This window comes from Burkholderia sp. BE17, assembly GCF_009362305.1.
In the GTDB taxonomy this organism is placed as follows: Bacteria; Pseudomonadota; Gammaproteobacteria; order Burkholderiales; family Burkholderiaceae; genus Burkholderia; species Burkholderia pyrrocinia_C.
The window spans coordinates 46,850-68,233 of record NZ_WHNU01000045.1 but is presented as its reverse complement, the minus strand read 5'-3'; the positions used below and the strand labels follow the sequence as shown (position 1 = coordinate 68,233).

At 69.0% G+C, this 21,384-nt stretch carries 20 protein-coding genes; 6 read left to right on the top strand and 14 right to left on the bottom strand.

Annotated features, from left to right (window positions below):
• Positions 1 to 11 precede the first annotated feature (11 nt).
• Positions 12 to 1,286 carry an efflux RND transporter periplasmic adaptor subunit gene (locus GD429_RS32050; RefSeq protein ID WP_152863155.1) on the bottom strand — a complete coding sequence of 425 codons (1,275 nt, stop codon included), beginning with the start codon at positions 1,284 to 1,286 and terminating at the stop codon, positions 12 to 14.
• 398 nt (positions 1,287 to 1,684) lie between these two features.
• On the opposite strand from GD429_RS32050, the gene GD429_RS32045 reads away from it, so the two are divergent.
• Positions 1,685 to 2,326 (top strand): TetR family transcriptional regulator, encoded by a 642-nt coding sequence (locus GD429_RS32045; protein ID WP_152863153.1) that lies wholly within the window; start codon positions 1,685 to 1,687, stop codon positions 2,324 to 2,326.
• Positions 2,327 to 2,430: 104 nt separating this feature from the next.
• On the opposite strand, the gene GD429_RS32040 is transcribed toward GD429_RS32045, so the two are convergent.
• The gene (locus GD429_RS32040; RefSeq protein ID WP_152863152.1) at positions 2,431 to 3,096 is read right to left on the bottom strand and encodes a cysteine hydrolase family protein; all 666 of its coding nucleotides are present in this window, start codon (positions 3,094 to 3,096) and stop codon (positions 2,431 to 2,433) included.
• Positions 3,097 to 3,248: 152 nt separating this feature from the next.
• Here GD429_RS32040 and GD429_RS32035 point away from each other — a divergent pair, with 152 nt between their 5' ends.
• Entirely contained in the window at positions 3,249 to 4,319 is a 1,071-nt protein-coding gene (locus GD429_RS32035; RefSeq protein WP_152863150.1) for a helix-turn-helix domain-containing protein, read from the top strand.
• A gap of 65 nt (positions 4,320 to 4,384) precedes the next feature.
• On the opposite strand, the gene GD429_RS32030 is transcribed toward GD429_RS32035, so the two are convergent.
• The 6 genes from GD429_RS32030 to GD429_RS32005 form a co-directional block, all read right to left on the bottom strand.
• Positions 4,385 to 5,092, bottom strand: a complete 708-nt coding sequence (locus GD429_RS32030; protein ID WP_152863148.1) for a CoxG family protein — start codon at positions 5,090 to 5,092, stop codon at positions 4,385 to 4,387.
• A 28-nt stretch (positions 5,093 to 5,120) separates the two neighbouring features.
• The gene (locus tag GD429_RS32025) at positions 5,121 to 5,480 is read right to left on the bottom strand and encodes a DUF427 domain-containing protein (RefSeq protein ID WP_152863146.1); all 360 of its coding nucleotides are present in this window, start codon (positions 5,478 to 5,480) and stop codon (positions 5,121 to 5,123) included.
• A gap of 136 nt (positions 5,481 to 5,616) precedes the next feature.
• Entirely contained in the window at positions 5,617 to 6,054 is a 438-nt protein-coding gene (locus GD429_RS32020; RefSeq protein ID WP_034178906.1) for a carboxypeptidase-like regulatory domain-containing protein, read from the bottom strand.
• 104 nt (positions 6,055 to 6,158) lie between these two features.
• Positions 6,159 to 7,643: a DegQ family serine endoprotease gene (locus GD429_RS32015; protein WP_152863144.1), complete on the bottom strand. Its 1,485-nt coding sequence runs from the start codon at positions 7,641 to 7,643 to the stop codon at positions 6,159 to 6,161.
• A 112-nt stretch (positions 7,644 to 7,755) separates the two neighbouring features.
• Positions 7,756 to 9,102 (bottom strand): ATP-binding protein, encoded by a 1,347-nt coding sequence (locus GD429_RS32010; protein ID WP_174419817.1) that lies wholly within the window; start codon positions 9,100 to 9,102, stop codon positions 7,756 to 7,758.
• Between the two features lie 3 nt (positions 9,103 to 9,105).
• On the bottom strand, positions 9,106 to 9,768 hold the full coding sequence (locus GD429_RS32005; RefSeq protein ID WP_047898916.1) for a response regulator: 663 nt from the start codon (positions 9,766 to 9,768) through the stop codon (positions 9,106 to 9,108).
• Between the two features lie 201 nt (positions 9,769 to 9,969).
• Between GD429_RS32005 and dacB the strand changes: the two genes are divergently transcribed.
• The 3 genes from dacB (at position 9,970) to GD429_RS31990 (ending at position 14,037) form a co-directional block, all read left to right on the top strand.
• On the top strand, positions 9,970 to 11,502 hold the full coding sequence (gene dacB / locus GD429_RS32000) for a D-alanyl-D-alanine carboxypeptidase/D-alanyl-D-alanine-endopeptidase (RefSeq protein ID WP_152863141.1): 1,533 nt from the start codon (positions 9,970 to 9,972) through the stop codon (positions 11,500 to 11,502).
• Between the two features lie 386 nt (positions 11,503 to 11,888).
• The gene (locus GD429_RS31995; protein WP_152863139.1) at positions 11,889 to 12,803 is read left to right on the top strand and encodes a sterol desaturase family protein; all 915 of its coding nucleotides are present in this window, start codon (positions 11,889 to 11,891) and stop codon (positions 12,801 to 12,803) included.
• A 94-nt stretch (positions 12,804 to 12,897) separates the two neighbouring features.
• Positions 12,898 to 14,037, top strand: a complete 1,140-nt coding sequence (locus GD429_RS31990) for an SGNH/GDSL hydrolase family protein (RefSeq protein ID WP_152863137.1) — start codon at positions 12,898 to 12,900, stop codon at positions 14,035 to 14,037.
• Positions 14,038 to 14,228: 191 nt separating this feature from the next.
• Here GD429_RS31990 and GD429_RS31985 read toward each other — a convergent pair whose 3' ends face one another.
• From GD429_RS31985 to pyk, 6 genes are all read right to left on the bottom strand, one after another.
• On the bottom strand, positions 14,229 to 15,257 hold the full coding sequence (locus tag GD429_RS31985; protein WP_152863135.1) for an L-threonylcarbamoyladenylate synthase: 1,029 nt from the start codon (positions 15,255 to 15,257) through the stop codon (positions 14,229 to 14,231).
• 11 nt (positions 15,258 to 15,268) lie between these two features.
• A complete protein-coding gene (locus GD429_RS31980) occupies positions 15,269 to 16,480 on the bottom strand; it encodes a 5-(carboxyamino)imidazole ribonucleotide synthase (protein ID WP_152863133.1) in 1,212 nt (403 codons plus the stop codon).
• A gap of 81 nt (positions 16,481 to 16,561) precedes the next feature.
• Positions 16,562 to 17,083: a 5-(carboxyamino)imidazole ribonucleotide mutase gene (gene purE / locus GD429_RS31975; RefSeq protein ID WP_152863131.1), complete on the bottom strand. Its 522-nt coding sequence runs from the start codon at positions 17,081 to 17,083 to the stop codon at positions 16,562 to 16,564.
• A gap of 115 nt (positions 17,084 to 17,198) precedes the next feature.
• The gene (locus GD429_RS31970; RefSeq protein WP_152863129.1) at positions 17,199 to 18,089 is read right to left on the bottom strand and encodes a phosphoribosylaminoimidazolesuccinocarboxamide synthase; all 891 of its coding nucleotides are present in this window, start codon (positions 18,087 to 18,089) and stop codon (positions 17,199 to 17,201) included.
• A 229-nt stretch (positions 18,090 to 18,318) separates the two neighbouring features.
• Complete coding sequence (fba, locus tag GD429_RS31965) at positions 18,319 to 19,383, bottom strand: class II fructose-bisphosphate aldolase (RefSeq protein WP_034178916.1); 1,065 nt, start codon at positions 19,381 to 19,383, stop codon at positions 18,319 to 18,321.
• A 306-nt stretch (positions 19,384 to 19,689) separates the two neighbouring features.
• A complete protein-coding gene (gene pyk, locus GD429_RS31960) occupies positions 19,690 to 21,126 on the bottom strand; it encodes a pyruvate kinase (RefSeq protein WP_034178917.1) in 1,437 nt (478 codons plus the stop codon).
• On the opposite strand from pyk, the gene GD429_RS41695 reads away from it, so the two are divergent.
• Complete coding sequence (locus tag GD429_RS41695) at positions 21,125 to 21,253, top strand: hypothetical protein (RefSeq protein WP_258170483.1); 129 nt, start codon at positions 21,125 to 21,127, stop codon at positions 21,251 to 21,253. The genes pyk and GD429_RS41695 overlap by 2 nt on opposite strands.
• Positions 21,254 to 21,384: the final 131 nt, after the last annotated feature.

Genomic DNA, 21,384 nt, shown 5'->3' with positions numbered 1-21,384 from the left:
CAGGCTCCCTGTTATTGCGCGCTCGAAGCAGCGGCAGCACTCGCCGGCGCGGCGCCCGATGCGGCGGCACCGGTTGCGGCAGCGGCGCCGGAACCGGCGGCAGCCGGCGCGGCGGTTGCGGCGGCACCCGATGCGGCATTGGCCGCCGGTGCGAGCTGCGCCGGCACCGACTTCACGGTCGCACCCGGGCGCACCTTTTCGCCGCCCTGCACGATCACGTGATCGCCCGCCGCCAGACCGCCTTCGACGATCCAGTTCGGGCCCTGCATGCCGGTCGTCTTCAGCGGACGCGGCTCGACCTTGTTGCCGGCGTTCACCACCATCGCGATCGCCTGGCCCTTCTGGTCATGCGTGACGCCGATCTGCGGCACCAGGAACGCGTTGTCGTTCACGCCTTGCTCGATCCGCGCGCGCACGAACATCCCCGGCAGCAGCACGCGGCCCGGGTTCGGGAAGACCGCACGGATCGTCACCGAGCCGGTGGCCTGGTCGACCGTCACGTCCGAGAACTGCAGCTTGCCCGGCTCCGCATAGGTCTTGCCGTCCTCGAGGATCAGCGACACCTTCGCCGCGCCCGGGCCGCTCGTCTTCAGGCGGCCGCTCTGCACGTCCTGGCGCAGCTTCAGGCCTTCGAGGCTCGATTGCGTGAGGTCCACATACACGGGATCGAGCTGCTGCACCGTCGACATCAGCGTCGCCTGGCTCGCCTGCACGTACGCGCCCGGCGTCACTTGCGAAATGCCGACGCGACCCGTGATCGGCGACACGACATCCGTGTAGCCGAGGTTGATCTGCGCGGTGTCGACCGCCGCCTTGCCGGCCGCGACGTCCGCCGCGGCCTGCCCTTGCGTGGCCACCGCGTTGTCGTAGTCCTGCTTGCTGACAGCGTTCGCGGCCACCAGCACCTTGTAGCGCGCGACCAGCGCGTTCTGCGTGACGAGATTCGCCTGCGCCTTCGCGAGCGTCGCCTTCGCGCTGTTCAGCGCGGCGACATACGGCGCCGGATCGATCTTGTAGAGACGCTGGCCGGCCTTGACGTCGGTGCCTTCGGTGAATTCACGGCGCAGCACGATACCGTCGACCCTTGCGCGGACCTGCGCGACGAGGAACGCGCTGGTGCGGCCCGGCAGCTCGCTGAACACCGGTACGGCTTGCGGCTGGACGGTGACGACGCCGACTTCCGGCGTTTGCGGCGGCGGTGCCGATTCTTTTTTTCCGCATGCAGCCAGGAAAACCGCGGCTGCCGCGACAGTGATCAAGCGGTATGGAACCCGTTCGACGCGCATGGAGCGACCTCTGTGTGTAACCAATGGAATAAGTGCAGCACCCGACGGGAGCGCAACACGGATGCGCCTCGCGGCGCAGATCGAACACCTGAATTACTGGACTGCTGGATACAGCACGTCGGCACGAAACCTCCATGCCGACGGGATGCCGCGAACTGCGGATGGTACTTGGGGCGGGAATCAGCAGAGTGGGATATTAACTGATTGCCACTTGGGTCATTCGATCGTAGGGTGGTATTGTATATACATTCACGAATGTATGTAAAAAGCCCGTTTGTGTCGTGCGGGCTGTCTGGTCTTACGAATTATTACCAGTCGCAAGCATAGCCAATCCGCTAGACGGCGACGAGGGTTACGGACCCTATATTCACCTACGATCGATCCAATCAGGCCTGCACATGGTCAGACGTACCAAGGAGGAGGCGCTCGAGACGCGCAATCGCATTCTCGATGCCGCCGAACACGTGTTCTTCGAGAAGGGCGTGTCGCACACGTCGCTCGCGGACATCGCCCAGCACGCCGGCGTCACGCGCGGCGCGATCTACTGGCATTTCGCGAACAAGAGCGAGCTGTTCGACGCGATGTTCGACCGCGTGTTCCTGCCGATCGACGAGCTGAAGCGGATGCCGCTCGACGCACCGGGCGGCAATCCGCTCGAGAAGATCCGCAAGATCCTGATCTGGTGCCTGCTCGGCGTGCAGCGCGACTCGCAGTTGCGGCGCGTGTTCAGCATCCTGTTCATGAAGTGCGAATACGTCGCGGACATGGAGCCGCTGCTGCAGCGCAACCGCGCGGGGATGAGCGAGGCGCTGCACATGATCGACGCCGATCTCGCAGGCGCCGTGCGGCTCAAGCTGCTGCCCGAGCGGCTCGATACGTGGCGTGCGACGCTGATGCTGCACACGCTCGTCAGCGGCTTCGTGCGCGACATGCTGATGCTGCCCGACGAGATCGACGCCGAGCTGCATGCGGAAAAGCTCGTCGACGGCTGCTTCGACATGCTGCGCTACAGTCCGGCGATGCTGAAGGAAGGCGACTGACGGCGCGGCGGTCGCCCGCGCGCCGTTTCATTTTCATCGATCGACGAGCCGCGCCGCGCAGCAGCCGTGGCAGCACGCCGCCCGTCCCCGCCTCTCCGACCGGCTCAGGCCGCCTTCGCGCGATGCGCGCGGGCCCGCCGGTTCGACGCGGCCACCGAATCGCGCTTCGGCATCGGCGCGCCGGCCAGCCCCGCGATCCACGCATCGGTCGACATCACGGCCGCGAAATTCGACTGGAACACCACCGTGTACGCGCGGTGAATCTCTTCGGCGCTCGCCGCGCCCGCTTCGTTCTCGTAGGGCAACGCGCCCGTTGCATCGTCCAGGTACTCGACATTCAGCCCCGCATGCGCCGCGTGATAGACCGTCGACGCATTGCAGTTGTGCGTCATGTAGCCGGCCACCGCGAGCGTGTCGATCCGGTGGGCGTCGAGCCATGCGGCAAGATCGGTCCCGGCGAACGAGCTCGCCTGCGCCTTCTCGATCAGGTGCGCGTACGGCCGGCCGGCGACGACCGCGTGCAGCGCGACGCCGTCGGTGCTGGGCGCGAAGATCGGCGCCCCGGCCGGCGCGACGTGCTGGACGACGATCACGGGCACGCCGGCCGCATGCGCGGCGTCGATCGCACGGCCGATGTTCGCGAGCGACACGTCGAGCGGCGGATACTCGATCGGCAGGTTGCCCGTCACGTATTCGTTCTGGACGTCGATCACGATCAGCGCGCGGCGGGAAGTGGGATGGGAAGCGGAATGCGGGGCGGTGTTCGACATGACTGGCTCCTGGTCCTGAGGCGCGGCCCCGCCCCGGAACGGGACGGCCAGCGGCGCGATGCGATGCATTGTCGGGCCGCATCGCCCCCGCAGATAGTGGCCCGATAGCCATTCTTCGATAAAATCGGGCCATCGTCATTCCGGAGCCCGCCATGACCGCCGCCGTGTCGCCCGTGTCGCCCGTGTCGCCCGTGTCGCCCGTGTCGCCCGTGTCGCCCGCCTCGCCTGCCCCGACCGCCTCGCCCGCCCCGACCGTCGTCGCCGTGATCGCATACGACGGCATCAGCCCGTTCCACCTGTCGGTGCCGTCCGTCGTGTTCGGCAAGGAGCGTGACGCGGCCGCGTCGCCGGCGTTCGAGTTTCGCGTCTGCTCGGCCGAGCGCGGCCCGCTCGCGACGACGGGCGGCTTCACGATCACCGCGCCGTACGGGCTCGACGCACTCGACGACGCGGACATCGTGATCGTGCCGGCATGGCGCGACCCGGACGAAGCGCCGCCCGACGAGTTGCTCGACGCCGTGCGCGCGGTCGCCGCACGCGGCGCGCAGCTCGTCGGGCTGTGCCTCGGCGCGTACGTGCTCGCCGCGGCCGGCCTGCTCGACGGCCGCCCGGCCACCACCCACTGGGCGTGGGCCGACGACTTCGCGAAACGCTTTCCGCGCGTGAAACTCGACCCCGACGTGCTGTACGTCGACGACGGCAACCTGATGACATCGGCCGGCACGGCCGCGGGGCTCGACTGCTGCCTGCACGTCGTGCGGCGGCGCTTCGGCTCGGACGCCGCGAACCGGATCGCGCGCCGCCTCGTGATCCCGCCGCACCGCCAGGGCGGGCAGGCCCAGTACGTGCCGCAGCCCGTCGCCGCGCACCCGCGCGATGCGCGGCTCGCGGGCCTGCTCGACTGGGTGCGCGCGCACCTCGACGCCGCGCACAGCGTCGATTCGCTCGCCGAACGCGTGCTGATGAGCCGGCGCACGTTCACGCGCCACTTCCGCCAGGCGACGGGCACGACCGTCACCGCGTGGCTGCAGGCCGAGCGGCTCGCGCGCGCGCAGCATCTGCTGGAAACCACCGGACAATCGATCGACGCGATCGCGCAGGCGGCCGGCTACGGGTCGAGCGTGTCGCTGCGCCAGCATTTCGCGGGCGCGCTCGGCACGTCGCCGTCTGCGTATCGAAGGGAATTTCGCGGCGCCGGAGCCGGTGCCGACGCGGGGCAATGACGCCCGCCGCATGCGCAGCGGGCGGGCCGTGAAGCGAAACCGGCGGGGTTCGGCGGCTCGGCCGCTCAGCCGCCGTTGATCCAGCGCGCCGCATAAAGCAGTAGCGCGACGAACACGATCATCGCCGCCCATGCCCAGACGGACACCGGCCCGGAACCGCGATGATGAAGCACGCTGGCGACACGCGCGGTCAGCGCGCCGCCAAGGTGCGGCGGCAGCGGACGCTTCGTCGCGGCCATCAGCGACGCCGGCCGCAGGAATACATGCTGGCGCCGCGGTGCGGCCGGGTTCGCGCGATTCGGCGCGAGACCGTGCTTCGCCTGCACGACCGCGCAGAACTCGCGGAAGAAATCGTCGGCCCATTCGCGCAGCGCATTCTCGATCTGCCGCGCCGGCAACTCGGCGAGCGGCCCGCTCGCCGTCGCCCAGACCACGTACTCGATGCACGTGGCGTTCGCATCGTCTTCGCGCAGCAGCACGAGTTCGACCTGGCCGCGCAGCGCACCGAGGCCGTCGGCCCGCGCCTTGAAATTGATCATGCGGCGCGGCTGCCCTTCCGCGTCGCCCTGCTCGCCGGCCGCATGCACACGCACGTCGTAGCGCGCGCGCAGCGGGCCGAGCGGCACCGTGATCGTCAGCGCGAACTCGCCGTGCGCGAGCTTCACGAACGAGTCGCAATGGTCGAAGCTCGCCCGCAGCAATGCGGGATCCTCGAAGGCCTCCCGCACGACAGGCGGCGCGAGCGGGACGCGTAACGTGTCGTTCAGTTCCATGATGTCTCCCCGATGAACGCGCGCCGCATCAGGACGTCTCGACGAGACTGTCGATCCGTGCGACATCGAAGGCGACGTAGTGCGCAAGCGCGGCGGCGGCCGCCTTCGGTTCCTCGTAACTCCATGCGGCGTTCTCGATCACGCCGTCTTCCGTCTGCAAGTCGAAATGCACGGCTTCACCCCTGAACGGGCAGGCGCTCGTCACGCCCGACTTCACGAGCCTGCGCATGTTGACGTCGCCGCGCGGCAGGTAATGGACGTCCGGCAGCCCCGCTTCGCGCACGGTCAGCACGCCGTGCGAATCGGCATACGTGATGCCGCGGTGGATCACGCGCACGCGATGGCGGTTCGGCACGATTTCGAGGTGAGGGACGGCGGCGCCTGACATCGTTTCTCCTTCGGGCGGCCCGGCAGGCAGGCCGGTGGCAGGAAACGAAAAAAGCCACGGCACGAATGCCGTGGCTTTCATTATGGGCGAAACTTCGTCCGATTGCGCGACCCGGGCGGGGGCCGCGTGCGGCGGGCTACTGCGCGCTCCACTGGAACGCTGCTTTCGCGCCGCCCTTCGCGCCGACCGTGACGGTGCGGGATTCGTCGCTACCCTGGTACGACGCCTGCACCGTATAGCGCCCCGGCGGCACCTGCACGAGCATGTACGGCCCGCGCGTGTCGGTTTTCAGCACTTCGGCGCCCTTGCCGTCGACGATCCGCACATGGACGTCGGCGAGGAACTCGCCGCCCTTGCCGGTGAAGCGCAGCGCCAGCGGCCACTTCGCCTCGTTGCGCTGGAACGCCGTCGATTCGTCCAGCCCGATACCGCCGGACACGAAGGTGACGTCGCCCTGCTGGCGCGCGGCGGGCAAGCCGTCCGACTGCGCGTACGCGCCGGTCGCGCCGGCTGCGAGGCCGGCGGCCAACGCCGCGGCGACGGCAAATCGGGACACGTTGCGTAGATATTGCATGGCTCTCTCCTTTGGGTCGGAACACATACGGGGCGCCACGCCACGGGGTCGGACGGCGGCGGCGCCCGCCGCGGCCGGCCAGGCCGGCCGTCGGCCGTCGCCGGTCAGCTCAGGTCGACCGGCACGAAGATCTGTGCGTTATCGCGCTGGATCAGCAGAGCAAGACTGTTGCCCGCGCCCTTCACCGCGTCGCGCAACTGCTCGGGGCTCGTGACCGGGCGGCCGTTGACCGCGAGGATCACGTCGCCGGGCTGGATGCCCGCGTTGGCGGCCGGCCCGCCGGCCTGCTGCACGATCAGCCCGTGCGACAGGTTGCTGGCGCTGCGCTCCTGCGGCGACAGCGGGCGCACCGCGACGCCCAGGCGGCCCTGCTCGACCGGCCCGCCGTCGTTCGACGCGAGTTTCGCATCGGCCATCGCGCCGAGCGTCACGCTGATCGACTTCTTCGACTTGTCGCGCCAGATCTGCAGGTCGGCCTTCGAACCCGGCTTCAGGTTCGCGATCTGCGCGGGCAGCGACGTCGAATCGGCGACCGGCGAGCCGTTGACCGACAGGATCACGTCGCCCGGCTGCAGGCCCGCCTTCGCGGCCGGGCCGTTCGAATCGACGGAGCTGACGAGCGCGCCGTCCGGCTTCTGCAGCCCGAACGAGCTCGCGAGCGTCTGGTTCAGCCCCTGCACGGCGACGCCGAGGCGGCCGCGGCTCACGTGGCCCGTCTTCACGAGCTCGTCCTTCACCTTGATCGCTTCGTTGATCGGGATCGCGAACGACAGGCCCTGGAAGCCGCCCGTCTGCGAGTAGATCATCGAGTTGATGCCGATCACCTCGCCCTGCAGGTTGAACAGCGGGCCGCCCGAGTTGCCGGGGTTCACCGGCACGTCGGTCTGGATGAACGGCGTGTAGTTCTCGTCCGGCAGCGCGCGCGACTTCGCGCTGATGATGCCCGACGTGACCGTGTTGTCGAAGCCGTACGGCGAACCGATCGCGACGACCCACTGGCCGACCTTGCTCTGCGCCGGATCGCCGATCTTCACGGTCGGCAGGCCGCTCGCGTCGATCTTCAGCACCGCGACGTCCGACTGCTTGTCCGAGCCGACGACCTTCGCCTTGTATTCGCGCTTGTCGGTCAGCCTGACCGTGACGACGTTCGCGCCGTCGATCACGTGCGCATTGGTGAGGATGTACCCGTCGGAGCTGACGACGAACCCGGAGCCGAGGCTCGCGCTCGGCTGGTCGTCCGGCTGCGCGTCGCCGCCCATGCCCGGCACCTGGCCGTAGAAGTGCTTGAAGAACTGGTAGAACGGGTCGCTCGGATCGATCGGCAGCTGCGGCTGCGGCACGCGCCGCGACACCTGCTTCACGACGTGCTTCGCGCTGATGTTCACGACCGCCGGGCCGTAGGTCTCGACGAGCCCGGAGAAATCGGGGATGCCGGTCTTCGCGGCCGCTTCGGCCGGCATCAGCGCGGCCGCCTGCGCGGGCGTGATGATCTGCGGATCGGCGCGGCGGGTGCCGGCGAAGTAGCCGGCCGACAGGGCGGCCGCCACGGCGACCGCGACGGCGCCGCGCGCAAGGAATCGGGTGTTCATCGTAGGACCTCCTCTTTGTTAGGACGCAGCGTAACGACCCTGACTTAAAGGAGGCTTAATCAGCCTTAAGCGGGGCTTAAGCGGGCCGGCAAGGTCCGTCCGACCGCGTTCTTCACACGGATTCGGACTGCTGCGGCGCCTCGGCCGGCATCTCGGCGTCGCGGAACACGACGCTGACGAGCAGGCCGCCCGCGGCCGCGTCGCCGAGCGACACCGTCGCGCCTTGCTGCGCCGCCACGCGCTTGACGATCGCGAGCCCGAGCCCGCTGCCCGACAAGTCGGCACGCGCCCGCGCGGAGCTGTCGCGGTAGAAGCGGTCGAACACGCGCTCGCGCTCGTCGGCCGGGATGCCGGGCCCGCTGTCGCCGATCTGCACGCATGCGCGGCCGGCCGCGTCGGAGGTCAGCGACACGTCGATGCGGCCGCCGTCCGGCGTGTACTTCACCGCGTTGTCGAGCAGGTTGCCGAACATCACGCGCAGCGCGCCGACGTCCGCGACGACGCTCGCCGCGCGCGTCTCCTCGAAACCGAGATCGATGTCGCGCCGCTGCGCGAGCGGCGCATGCGCGGCCACGCATTCGGCGAGCAGCGCCTGCAGGTCGACCGGCTCGCGCATCGTCGCGCCGTCCGGCTCGGCGCGGGCTAGCGCAAGCAACTGCTCCGCGAGGCGCGTCGCGCGCGTGACGCCGTCCTGGAGATCCGCGACCGCCTCGCGGCGCGACGCATCGTCCTTCGCGCGGGCGACGAGCTGCGCCTGGATCTGCACGGCCGCGAGCGGCGTACGCAGTTCGTGCGCGGCATCGGCCACGAACGCCTTCTGCGTGTCGAGCGCGGCCGACAGCCGCGCGAGCAGCCCGTTCAGCGCGCGCACGAGCGGCTGCACCTCGAGCGGCAGGCGCCCGTCGGGCAGCGGATCGAGCGCTTCCGGCCGGCGCGCCTCGACCGCGCGCGTCACGCGCCCGAGCGGTGCGAGCCCGCGCCCGACGATCACCCACACGGCCGCGCCGAGGAACGGCAGCAGCACGATCAGCGGCCACAACGTGCGCAGCGCGACGTTCGCCGCGAGCCGGTTGCGCACCGACAGCGGCTGTGCGAGCTGCACGACGTTGTCGCCGACGATCGCGCCATACACGCGCCATTCGCCGCGATCGGTGCGCTCGGTCGAGAAGCCGAGCTCCGCGCGCGGCGCGATCGGCGCGCGCGGATGCGAGAAGTACATCAGCACGCCGTTGCGGTTCCAGATCTGGATCACGATGCCTTCGTCGCCGTTGGTCCGCGAGCCGAATACCTGCGAGAACGGCTCGGACGGCAGCGCCGCGGCGATTTCCTGCAGCTGGTAGTCGAACAGCTCGTTCGCCTCGGCGAGCGCCTGCCGATAGATCAGCCAGCCGGCGAGGCCGACGCCGGCGACGACGATCGCGAGCAGCCAGATCAGCAATTGATGACGAATCGACCTCACGCGTCAGCTTTCCTTGACAACCATGTAGCCGAGCCCGCGCACGTTGCGGATCAGGTCCGAGCCGAGCTTCTTGCGCAGAGCGTGGATGTAGACCTCGACCGTGTTGCTGCCGATCTCCTCGCCCCAGCCGTACATCTTTTCCTCGAGCTGGCTCTTCGACAGCACCGCGCCGGGCCGCGCGAGCAGCGCCTCGAGCAGCGCGAACTCGCGCGCGGACAGCGCGACGGGCGCGCCGTCGAGCGTCACCTGGTGCGACGCGGGATCGAGCGTCAGCGCGCCGTGGCGGATCAGCGACTCGCTGCGCCCGGCCTGGCGGCGGATCAGCGCGCGCATCCGCGCGCCCAGCTCGTCGAGATCGAACGGCTTGACGAGGTAGTCGTCGGCGCCCGCGTCGAGACCCTTCACGCGATCGGCGATGGCGTCGCGCGCGGTGACGATCAGCACGGGCAGCGCCAGCCCGCGCGCGCGCAGCGTGCGCAACACGTCGATGCCGTCACGCTTGGGCAGGCCGAGGTCGAGCAGCAGCAGGTCGTACGTCTCGCCGCCGAGCGCCGTGAGCGCCGCGTCGCCGTCCTGCACCCAGTCGACCGCAAAGCCGTCCGAGCGCAGCGCCTTGCGCACGCCCTCGGCAATCATTCGATCGTCTTCGACAAGCAGAATCCGCATCGGGACAGGCATCCATGGGTCGGGTGAAACACGCCGATCATTGTAGCGCCGCGAATCGCGTGCGCGGCATGCGCGCGGCAAAGTGATGCCGCAATGCGGCACGACACGCGATTTCGGCGGGCATTTGCCCACTTGTCTCTACAATGTGCGCTTGCGCGCGACGCACGCGCCGCCCGAGCCCCCGCTTACCCGTATTCGTCCATGCCGATTTCCACCCTTTCCCCCCGGTTCGCTCCCCGCACCCGCGCCTGCCTGCGCGCAGCCGCCGTCATCGCCACCTGCACGGCCCTGGCCTTCGCGCCGCCCGCGCAAGCCCGCAAGAAATTCCACAAGGAAGCGCGCAAGACCGCCGTCGTGTCGCCCGCCGCGCGTGCGGCCGGCCTGCCGGCATCCGTGCTCGTCGCGCTGCAGCGCGCGAAGGTGCCGGCATCGGCGATGAGCGTCGTCGTCGAGCGCGTCGGCGACCCGGAACCGCTGATCGCGTGGAATGCGAGCCGGCCGATGCTGCCGGCGTCGACGATGAAGCTCGTCACGACCTTCTCGGGCCTGTCGATCCTCGGCCCCGACTTCCGCTGGCGCACGACCGCCTACACGGACGGCACGGTCGACCCGGACGGCACGCTGCAGGGCAACCTGTACATCAAGGGCACCGGCGATCCGAAGCTCGTGCCCGAAGAGCTGATCGACCTCATCGACAAGATCCGCAAGGCCGGGATCAAGCGCGTGGCCGGCGGCCTCGTGCTCGACAAGAGCTATTTCGCGGCATCGACGCGCGACCTGCCGTCGTTCGACGACGACGTGAGCGCGCCGTACAACGTCGGCCCCGATCCGCTGCTGTATGCGTTCAAGGCCGTGTCGTTCACGGTCACGCCGGGCGACGACGGCAAGGTGGCCGTCGACGTGCTGCCGCCGCTCGCGGACCTGTCGATCGACAACCAGCTGGTCGAAGGCACGGGCTCGTGCAGCGCGGCCGCCGCGGCCGCGCGCCCGACGCTGACGGCCGGCGGCGGGATGATGACCGCGTCGTTCGCCGGCGATTATCCGCTGCGCTGCGGCGCGCGCACGACCAACCTCGCGATCCTCGATCACACGACGTTCTTCGCGCGCGGCTTCCTCGCGCTGTGGCGGCAGGACGGCGGCACGATCGCGGGGCCCGTGAGCGAAGGCAAGGTGCCGACCACTGCTCGACCGCTCGCCGTGCATCACAGCCCGGTGCTCGGCAGCATCGTCTACGACATCAACAAGTTCAGCAACAACGTGATGGCGCGCAACCTGTTCCTGACGATCGGCGCGGTCAGCGGCAAGCCGCCCGCGACGCCCGAGCAGTCGAGCCGCGCGATCCAGGCGTTCCTGCAGAAGAACGGCATCGCGATGCCGGACCTCGCGCTCGAGAACGGCTCGGGGCTGTCGCGCGAAGAGCACGTGAGCGCGCTGTCGCTCGCCGCGCTGCTGCAGGCCGCGAACGCGAGCCCCGTCGCGCAGGCGTTCGTCGATTCGCTGCCGATCGCCGGCATCGACGGCACGATGAAGAACCGCCTCACCAACGCCGGCGTGCTCGGCAACGCGCACATCAAGACCGGCACGCTGCGCGACGTGCGCGCGATCGCCGGCTACGTCGCCGGCGCCGACGGCCAGAGCTACGTCGTCGTCAGCTTCATCAACAACGACCAGGCGGAAGGCGCGCGCGCCGCGCACGACACGCTGCTCGAATGGATCTACGCGGGCGCGCACTGACGGCTCGCGCGCCGCGATGCGGCGCATCCCCGCCCCACTGCCGGCGTGCGTCGGCCACAAGGCGGCACCGCGCATCGGGCAGCCCTGGCGGGCCGCCCGTGCGGCCTGCCGCCGCCTCGCACGCGGAATCGCGCCCTTCGCGGTTTGAAACGGCCGCCGCCACCGTCGCACGATGCACCGCACGCCAGCCGTGCCCGCAAAACGGGGCCGCACCGCCCGGCCCCGCGCCGCACGGTTTCCGTAGAAACCCTGTCCTCAGAGGGAACCCTCTACGCTGCCCCCTCGCCTAGCGCGTGGCGATTGCGTAGGCTGTTGGCCTGACCGATATCTACAACGGGCCACCGGCCCGGCCTCACGGCTTGCAGGGGAAAGGAGGAGACACGCCCATGCGATTCGACGTCGAATTGCTTCTGCTCGCGCTGGCGCCCGTCTTCCTGCTCTGCATCGCGTGGGAGGCCTGGCACCTCGCCCGCACACGTGCGCAGGACCCTGTCTATGCGTGGCGCGACACGCTGTGCAATGCGGCGCTCGCGCTGATGCACCAGGGCGCGGACAAGATCGCGTGGATCTTCGTGATCCCCGTCTATGCGTACTGCTACCGGCACTATCGCCTGTTCACGTGGCACGACGGCTGGCTGTCGTTCGCGGTGCTGTTCGTCGCGCAGGACTTCCTCTACTACGTGTTCCATCGCGCGAGCCATCGCGTGCGCTGGTTATGGGCCGCGCACGTCGTGCACCACTCGTCCGAGCGGATGAATTTCTCGACCGCGTTCCGCCAGAGCCTGATGTACCCCATCGCGGGCATGTGGGTGTTCTGGCTGCCGCTCGCGTTCGCCGGCTTTCCGCCGCAACAGGTCGTCGGCATCGTGCTGATCAACCTCGCGTTCCAGTTCTTCGTGCATACGCAGGCAATCGGCAAGCTCGGCTGGCTCGAGTACGTGCTCAACACGCCGTCGGTCCACCGCGCGCACCATGCGCGCAACCCGCGCTACATCGACCGCAATTACGCAGGCGTCCTGGTGATCTGGGATCGCCTGTTCGGCAGCTATGTCGAGGAAACGCCGGACGACCCGCCGCAGTACGGGATCGTCGAGCGGCTCGGCTCGAACAACCCGCTCGTCGCGACGTTCCACGAGTGGGTGTCGATGACGGCCGACGCGTTGCGCGTCGACGGGTGGCGCAACAAGCTGCGCGCGATTTTCGGCCCGCCCGAATGGGCGAGCGCTTATCATGCGCAGATCGACGAGGCCGCGAACCAGGATCCGCGCACCGTGCCGCTTGCGGCTGCGCGTGAACAATAACCGTTTCAGCCAACGGCCGCCGCGCAGCCCGGTTCCGAGCAGGCACGCGGCAGATGAGACACACATCAGGCCATATCTACGAGGAGATCGAACGATGCAGTCACAACAACAATTCCCGTCGCATACCCGGCAACGCCTGCTGCGCACCGCGCAAGTCGCGATCGCGGGCGCCGCGCTCGCGCTGCTCGCCGCGTGCGGCGGCGGTGACGACAACAGCAGCAGTAGCGCATCGAACACGCCGCCTTCCGGCGTGAAGATGCAGATCGTGTCGTTCGGCGACAGCCTGTCCGACGCCGGCACCTATTCGCAGATCAAGCTCGGCTTCGGCGGCGGCCGCTTCACGACCAACCCGGGCCAGGTGTGGACGCAACTCGTCGCGACCTACTACGGCGACACGCTGCAGCCCGCGAACCAGGGCGGCTTCGGCATTCCGCTGCAGGCCACCGGCGGCCTCGGCTACGCGCAGGGCGGCTCGCGCGTCACGCTGCAGCCGGGCATCGGCCATGCTGACGCGAGCGTGCCGAATTCCGACTTCGCGCAGGCGACGACGATGCCGATCGCCGACCAGCTCAAGCAGTACCTGTCGCAGCACGGCAGCTTCAACGCGGGCCAGATCGTGCTGCTCAACGGCGGCGCGAACGACATCTTCTATCAGGCGCAGGTCGCGCAGGCGCAAGGCAACACGCCGGCCGCGCAGCTCGCGGCGGCGCAGGCGATCGGGCTCGCCGCGCAGCAGTACGCAGGCATCGTCCAGCAGATCGTCGCGGCAGGCGGCACGCACGTGTTCGTGTCGAACATGCCGGACATCGGCGGCACGCCACTGGCAGTGGCAGGCGGCACGCAGGCGGCGTTCACGCAGTTGTCGGGGCTGTTCAATCAGACACTCGTCGCGACGCTGCAGGCGCTCAAGGTCGACACGACCAAATACACGCTGCTCGACATTTTCACGTGGCAGGATGGTATCACGGCCAATTTCCAGGCGAACGGCTTCACGGTGTCGAACACCGGCACCGCGTGCAACCTGCAGGCGATGATCAACGCGGCGAAGGCATTCGGCGCGCCGATGCCGACCGCATTCGGCTCGTCGCTGTTCTGCTCGCCGCAGACCTACACGACCGCCAACGCGGACCAGACCTACATGTTCGCCGACACGGTCCACCCGTCGACGCACATGGGTCAGCTGATCGCACAGTTCGTCGAGAAGCAGATCGCGGCGACCGGCGTCGGCAAGTAAGCACCGCGTCCGGTCCGCGCAGCTGCTGCGGACCGGACGGCGGATGCTTCGCGCCTGCGAACGCGAACATAAGCGAAAACGCCCGACCGGGTTCACCGGTCGGGCGTTTGTTTTTCCGATCCCGACGCGTCGCACAATGCATGCTCGTCGGCGAGCGACCTACGGCGTCCGCACGTGCGTCGCTACCGCCCTCACCCCTGCGCTTCGAACGCGGCCGCCGCACGGCCGAGGCGATCGTTGACGGCAATCCATTCGACGGTCTCGGGCAGCTTCTCGACGAGAATGCGCGCGACCTGCGCGCGGTCGAGCGCACGCAGCATCCCGTACAGGTCGCGCGCATAGGCCTGAGGATCTTCCGGCGCCGCGACGAAATGCACGCCGTCGGCCTGCGCCCAGCGTCCCGCGCGCGACGCGCGTGCGACGAGCGCGACGCGCTCGCCGTCGCTTTGCGCGGCCGCGAGCAGCGGCTCGAGCGCATCGAACGGCAGCAGCGCGAGCGGCGTGCGCGGCGCGTAATGGGCCTTCAGCGTGCCCGATGCGCGCGGCGCGGTCGCGTCGCTGCCGTCCGGCAGCCGCGGCGCGCGGCCAAGCACGTCGGCGATCTGCTGCGGCGTCACGTGGCCCGGGCGCAGCAGCGCCGGGAAGCCGCGCGACAGATCGACGATCGTCGATTCGATGCCGACTTCGGATGCGCCGCCGTCGAGCACGTGCACGGTGTCGCCGAATTCGTCGCGCACGTGCTGCGCGGTCGTCGGGCTCACATGGCCGAAGCGGTTCGCGGACGGCGCGGCCACGCCGCCATGCCCGCCGCGCCGCGCGCTGAACGCGGCCAGCAGCGCCTGAGCGACCGGATGCGACGGGCAGCGCAGCCCGACCGAATCCTGCCCGCCGCTCACGGCGTCCGGAATGCGCGCATGGCGCTTCAGGATCAGCGTCAGCGGGCCCGGCCAGAACGCATCGATCAACGCTTGCGCATCGGCCGGCAGCGCATCGACCCAGTAGCCCGGATCGCCGCCCGGCGGCAGGTGCACGATCACCGGATGATTCGCCGGCCGGCCCTTCGCCGCGTAGATGCGCGCGACGGCCTCGGGATTCGCCGCGTCGCCGCCGAGCCCGTAGACGGTTTCGGTCGGGAACGCGACGAGTTGCCCCGCGTCGAGCAGCGCGGCGGCCGCTTCGATCTGCGCAGGCGTCACGGAGTTCGGGAGATCGACGGACATCGGCTGGCGCCTCAGTCGAGCGGCACGCGCAGCAACTGCGCGCATGCGGTGGCCGCGGCGACGGCTTCGTCGCGCGTCTGGGCCGTGAAGTTCACGTGGCCCATCTTGCGCCCGACGCGCGCGTCTTCCTTGCCGTACAGGTGCAGGTGCGCAGCCGGCATCGCCGCGACCGTGTCCCACGGCGGCGTGACGGCATCGGCCGCCGCACCTACGCCGGCCGCACCGTTCGGGAACCACACGTCGCCGAGGATGTTCAGCATCGCGGCCGGCGAATGCTGGCGCGGGTTGCCGAGCGGCATGCGCGTCATCGCGCGCACCTGCTGCTCGAACTGGCTCGTTGCGCACGCATCGACCGTGTAGTGGCCGGAGTTGTGCGGGCGCGGCGCCATCTCGTTCGCGACGAACGAGCCGTCTTCCAGCACGAAGAATTCGACGCACAGCACGCCGACGTAGCCGAGCGTATCGGCGATCCGCACGGCCGCCTGCTGCGCCTCTTCGACGCGCGCGGCATCGGCGGCCGGTGCGGGCACCACCGTCAGCGCGAGGATGCCGTTGTGATGCGTGTTCTGCGCGAGCGGGAACGCGGCCGAGCGGCCGTCCGCGCCGCGCGCGATCAGCGCCGACACTTCGTATTTCAGCGGCAGGCGCTTCTCGAGCACGCACGGCACGCCGCCGAGCGCCGCATGCGCGTCGCGCGCTTCCTGCGCGGTGCTCACGCGCACCTGGCCCTTGCCGTCGTAGCCGAGGCGTGCCGTCTTCAGGATGCCCGGCAGCACCGCGTCGAGCGCGGCATCGTCGAGCGCGGCGAGCGCCGCCGACGATTCGATCACGACGTGCGGCGCGACGGGCACGCCCGACGCCTCGATGAAGCGCTTCTCCGCGATCCGGTCCTGCGCAACCGCGACGCAGCGGCCGGCCGGCGCGACGAAGGTCGTGCGCGCGAGGAAATCGAGGCTCGCGGCCGGCACGTTCTCGAACTCCGTCGACACCGCGTCGCACAGGTCGGCCAGCTCGGCGAGCGCGGCTTCGTCGTCGTAGGCCGCGCGCAGGTGGCGGTCGGCGACCGCGCCGGCGGGGCTCGTCGGATCGGGATCGAGCACGGCGACGCGATAGCCCATCGACTGGGCGGCAAAGCAGAACATGCGGCCGAGCTGGCCACCGCCGACCATGCCCAGCCACGCGCCGGGCAGGATCGGGGAAACGGAATCAGGAGTTGCGGTCATGTCAGTGGTCGGTCGCGGCGGGCGCTGCCCGCCGCAGTGGGGAGAGTCAGGCAGCCGCGACGCGCGGCCGCCGGCGCGCCGTCATTCCAGCGGCGGCAGCACCATCGCGTGCGCGGCTTCGTTCTGGCGCACGCGGAACGCGGCGAGCCGGTTCGCGTAGTCGACCGACGTGCCGGACAGGATCGATACCGCGAACAGCGCGGCATTCGCGGCGCCGGCCTCGCCGATCGCGAACGTCGCGACGGGCACGCCCTTCGGCATCTGCACGATCGAGTGCAGCGAATCGACACCCTTCAGATACTTGCTCGCGACCGGCACGCCGAGCACCGGCACCGTGGTTTTCGCGGCCAGCATGCCGGGCAGGTGCGCGGCGCCGCCGGCGCCCGCGATGATCGCGCGCAGCCCGCGCTCGCGCGCCTTCTCCGCATAGTCGAACATCTCGTCGGGCATCCGGTGCGCGGACACGACCTTCGCTTCGTACGGCACGCCGAATTCCTGCAGGATCGCTACCGCGTGCTTCATCACGTCCCAGTCGGAACTCGAACCCATCAGCACGCCGATGAGCGGCGCGCTGTGCGTGTGGGCGGTCTGAATTTCACTCATTTCGTGGATTTCCTGTCGACCAGAGTTAGTGCTTCAGCACTTACTCTGGTCCCATGCAAAGCGGTCGACCGGAGTTGGCGCTTCAGCACTTGCTCCGGTCCCATGCAAAGCTCGCTCAGACGAGCGACTGGCCCGTGATGCGCTCGAGCGCTTCCTGGTACTTCGCGGCCGTCTTTTCGACGACGTCGGCCGGCAGCGCCGGCGCCGGCGCGGTCTTGCCCCACGGCTGCGCCTCGAGCCAGTCGCGCACGAACTGCTTGTCGAACGACGGCGGGTTCGTGCCGACCTGGTACTGGTCGGCCGGCCAGAAGCGCGACGAATCGGCCGTCAGCACTTCGTCCATCAGGTACAGCTTGCCGTGGTTGTCGAGGCCGAATTCGAACTTCGTATCGGCGATGATGATGCCGCGCGTCGCCGCGTAGTCGGCCGCTTCCTTGTACAGGCGGATCGAGATGTCGCGGATCGTCGCGGCCAGCTCGGTGCCGATGCGGCGCTCGGTTTCCTCGAACGTGATGTTCTCGTCGTGCTCGCCCATCTCGGCCTTCGCGGCCGGCGTGAAGATCGGCTCGGGCAGCTTCTGCGCGTTCTGCAGGCCTTCCGGCAGCTGCACGCCGCACACGGCGCCCGACGCCTGGTATTCCTTCCAGCCGCTGCCGGCCAGGTAGCCGCGCACGACCGCTTCGATCATGATCGGCTCGAGGCGCTTGACGACCACGCCGCGGCCCTTCACCTGCTCGACCTCGTCGGCCGCGACGACCGCTTCCGGCGCGTCGCCCGTCAGGTGGTTCGGCACGATGTGCGCGAGCTTGTCGAACCAGAAGTTCGCCATCTGGTTCAGCACGCGGCCCTTGTTCGGAATCGGCTCGCCCATCACCACGTCGAATGCCGACAGACGGTCGGTCGTGACGATCAGGAGCTTGTCGTTGCCGACCGCGTAGTTATCGCGGACCTTGCCGCGACCGAGGAGCGGCAGCGAGCGGAGCGTGGATTCGTAAAGGGTAGACATCGTCTTTTCGCAGATAAGGAGCCAAACAAAAAGGGAAACGCCGTTCCCCGCGGCAGGCGGGAACGGCGGTCTTGCAATACGTCGGCGAACCGGCCGGGTAGTGCCCGGACGGTTGCCGGCCGGCCCTCGTTCGGCCGGACGGAACGGCTGCCTGGGGCCGGATCAGGTCCGGCCTGGCAGCCCGCCCCTGCCTTGCGGAAGAATCGGGCGGGGCAATCGTACTACAGTCTCAGCGCACGACCTGCGCGAGTGCGCCGGACTTGTACTGCTCGGCGATCTTGTCGAGCGACACCGGCTTGATCTTCGCGGCCTGGCCTTCGCAGCCGAATGCGAGGTAGCGGTCGACGCAGACCTGCTTCGCCGCTTCGCGCGCGGGCTTCAGGTAGTCGCGCGGATCGAACTTGCCCGGGTTCTCGAACAGGTAGCGGCGGATCGCGCCGGTGATCGCGAGACGCAGGTCGGTGTCGATGTTGATCTTGCGCACGCCGTGCTTGATGCCTTCCTGGATTTCCTCGACCGGCACGCCGTAGGTTTCCTTCATGTCGCCGCCGAACTGGCGGATTTCTTCCAGCAGTTCCTGCGGCACCGACGACGAACCGTGCATCACGAGGTGCGTGTTCGGGATGCGCGCGTGGATTTCCTTGATGCGCTGGATCGACAGGATGTCGCCCGTCGGCTTCTTCGAGAACTTGTACGCGCCGTGCGACGTACCGATCGCGATCGCGAGCGCATCGCACTGCGTGAGCTTCACGAAATCGGCCGCCTGCTCCGGATCGGTCAGCAGTTGCTCGCGGGTCATCGTGCCTTCCGCGCCGTGGCCGTCTTCCTTGTCGCCCTTCATCGTCTCGAGCGAGCCGAGCACGCCGAGTTCGGCTTCGACCGTCACGCCGATCGAGTGCGCCATCTCGACGACCTTGCGCGACACGTCGACGTTGTACTCGTACGACGCGACCGTCTTGCCGTCGGCTTCGAGCGAACCGTCCATCATCACGCTCGTGAAGCCGCTGCGGATCGCGCCCATGCAGACCGCCGGCGACTGGCCGTGATCCTGGTGCATCACGACCGGGATGTGCGGGTACGACTCGACCGCCGCTTCGATCAGGTGGCGCAGGAACGGCTCGCCCGCGTACTTACGCGCGCCGGCCGATGCCTGCATGATCACGGGCGCGCCGACCTGGTCCGCTGCCGCCATGATCGCCTGGACCTGCTCCAGGTTGTTCACGTTGAAGGCCGGCAGGCCGTAACCGTGCTCTGCCGCGTGATCCAGCAATTGACGCATTGATACGAGAGGCATTGTGGAACTCCTTGAATGAAAACCGGTGCGCCCTGACGCCGGCGCGGCACCCGCCCTCGTTCGAACCGGGGCGGCGCGGCGCGGCTGAGCGTCGAATAGCCGCATTTTATCGCGAAGCGCCTCCGATTCCGACCGCCCGGTGGCGCCCACTCGCAATTTGTTACGTTCGCACGGCACAATGCGGGCAAAAAAGAGAAAAAAAGCCGCGCGGGGCTTCGGACCCCGCGCGGCTTTCGCGTGAAAAACGGTGCCGGATCGAATTCGATCGACCCGGGTCGCCGGCCAGGTGCCCGGCGAACGCTCGACTCAATAGTGCTCGCCGACGCGCACGATCTTCAGCGTGTTGGTGCCGCCCGCCTGCCCCATCGGTTCGCCGACGGTCAGCACGACCATGTCGCCGTGCTGCACGTAGCCCTGCTTGACGACGAGCTCGAGCGCCGCCTGCAGCGCCGAGTCGCGGTCGCTGTTGAAGTCGACGTGCAGCGGCGTCACGTTGCGGTACAGCGCCATCGTGCGCTCGCTGCCGACGCGCGGCGTCAGCGCGAAGATCGGCACGTGCGTGTAGTGACGCGACATCCACAGTGCGGTCGCGCCCGATTCGGTCAGCGCGATGATCGCCTTCGCGCCCAGGTGGTACGCGGTGAACAGCGCGCCCATCGCGATCGACTGGTCGATCCGCGTGAACGTACGGTCGAGGAAATCCTTGTCCAGCTCCACGTGTTCCGACTTTTCCGCCTCGACGCACACGGCCGCCATCGTCTCGATCGTGACGACCGGGTACTTGCCGGCGGCCGTCTCGGCCGACAGCATCACCGCGTCGGTGCCGTCGAGCACCGCGTTCGCGACGTCCGACACTTCCGCGCGGGTCGGCACCGGCGCGTAGATCATCGATTCCATCATCTGCGTCGCGGTGATCACGAGCTTGTTCGACTCGCGCGCCATCCTAATCATCCGCTTCTGCAGCGCCGGCACGGCCGCGTTGCCCACTTCCACCGCGAGGTCGCCGCGCGCGACCATGATGCCGTCGGACGCGTCGAGGATGCTCTGCAGCGCCGGAATCGCCTCCGCGCGCTCGATCTTCGCAATCATCTTCGGCTTGATGCCGTACGGCGCGCCCGCGATGTTCGCGAGCTGGCGCGCCATTTCCATGTCGGTCGCGTTCTTCGGGAACGACACCGCCACCAGGTCCGCGCCGAGCGACATCGCGGTGCGGATGTCTTCCATGTCCTTCGCGGTCAGCGCGGGCGCCGACAGGCCGCCGCCCTGGCGGTTGATCCCCTTGTTGTTCGACAGCTCGCCGCCCACCTTGACGATCGTGTGGATCTCGTCGCCGAGCACGCGCTCGACGGTCAGCACGATCAGGCCGTCGTTCAGCAGCAGCAGGTCGCCCGGCTTCAGGTCACGCGGCAGTTCCTTGTAGTCGAGGCCGACCCGCTCGTCGTTGCCGAGCTCGCAGGCCGCGTCGAGGATGAACGGCTGACCGGGCGCGAGCGTCGTCTTGCCGTTCTCGAACTTGCCGACGCGGATCTTCGGGCCCTGGAGGTCGGCCATGATCGCAATCTCGCGGCCAACCTTGCGGGCGGCCTCGCGCACCATCTCGGCGCGCTGGCGGTGATCGTCGGCGGTGCCGTGCGAAAAATTGAGCCGCACGACGTCGAGGCCCGCCTGCATCATCTGCAGCAGAATCTCCGGCGAACTGGAAGCCGGGCCGATCGTGGCGACTATCTTGGTGGCGCGCTGCATGAAACTCCTCATCTGGATCAAGGTGGATGCGCTGGGTGAAACGCTGCGAGAGCCGGACACGGCGGGCCCAGCGGCGGCCGTTCCGGAGGGCGTGCCGGTGCTTGCGCCCGGCATCGCTTTGTTCTGAATCTCGTGGTGCTGCATGACCGCGTCGCCAGCGGCCGCCGGTGCGCGCGGGGTGGAGTTCGCCCGCGCGGGCGCGCGTTTGCGCTTGCCCGCGCCGGCCGGCTGCTCCGCTTTCGCGGAGCGCGCGGCCTT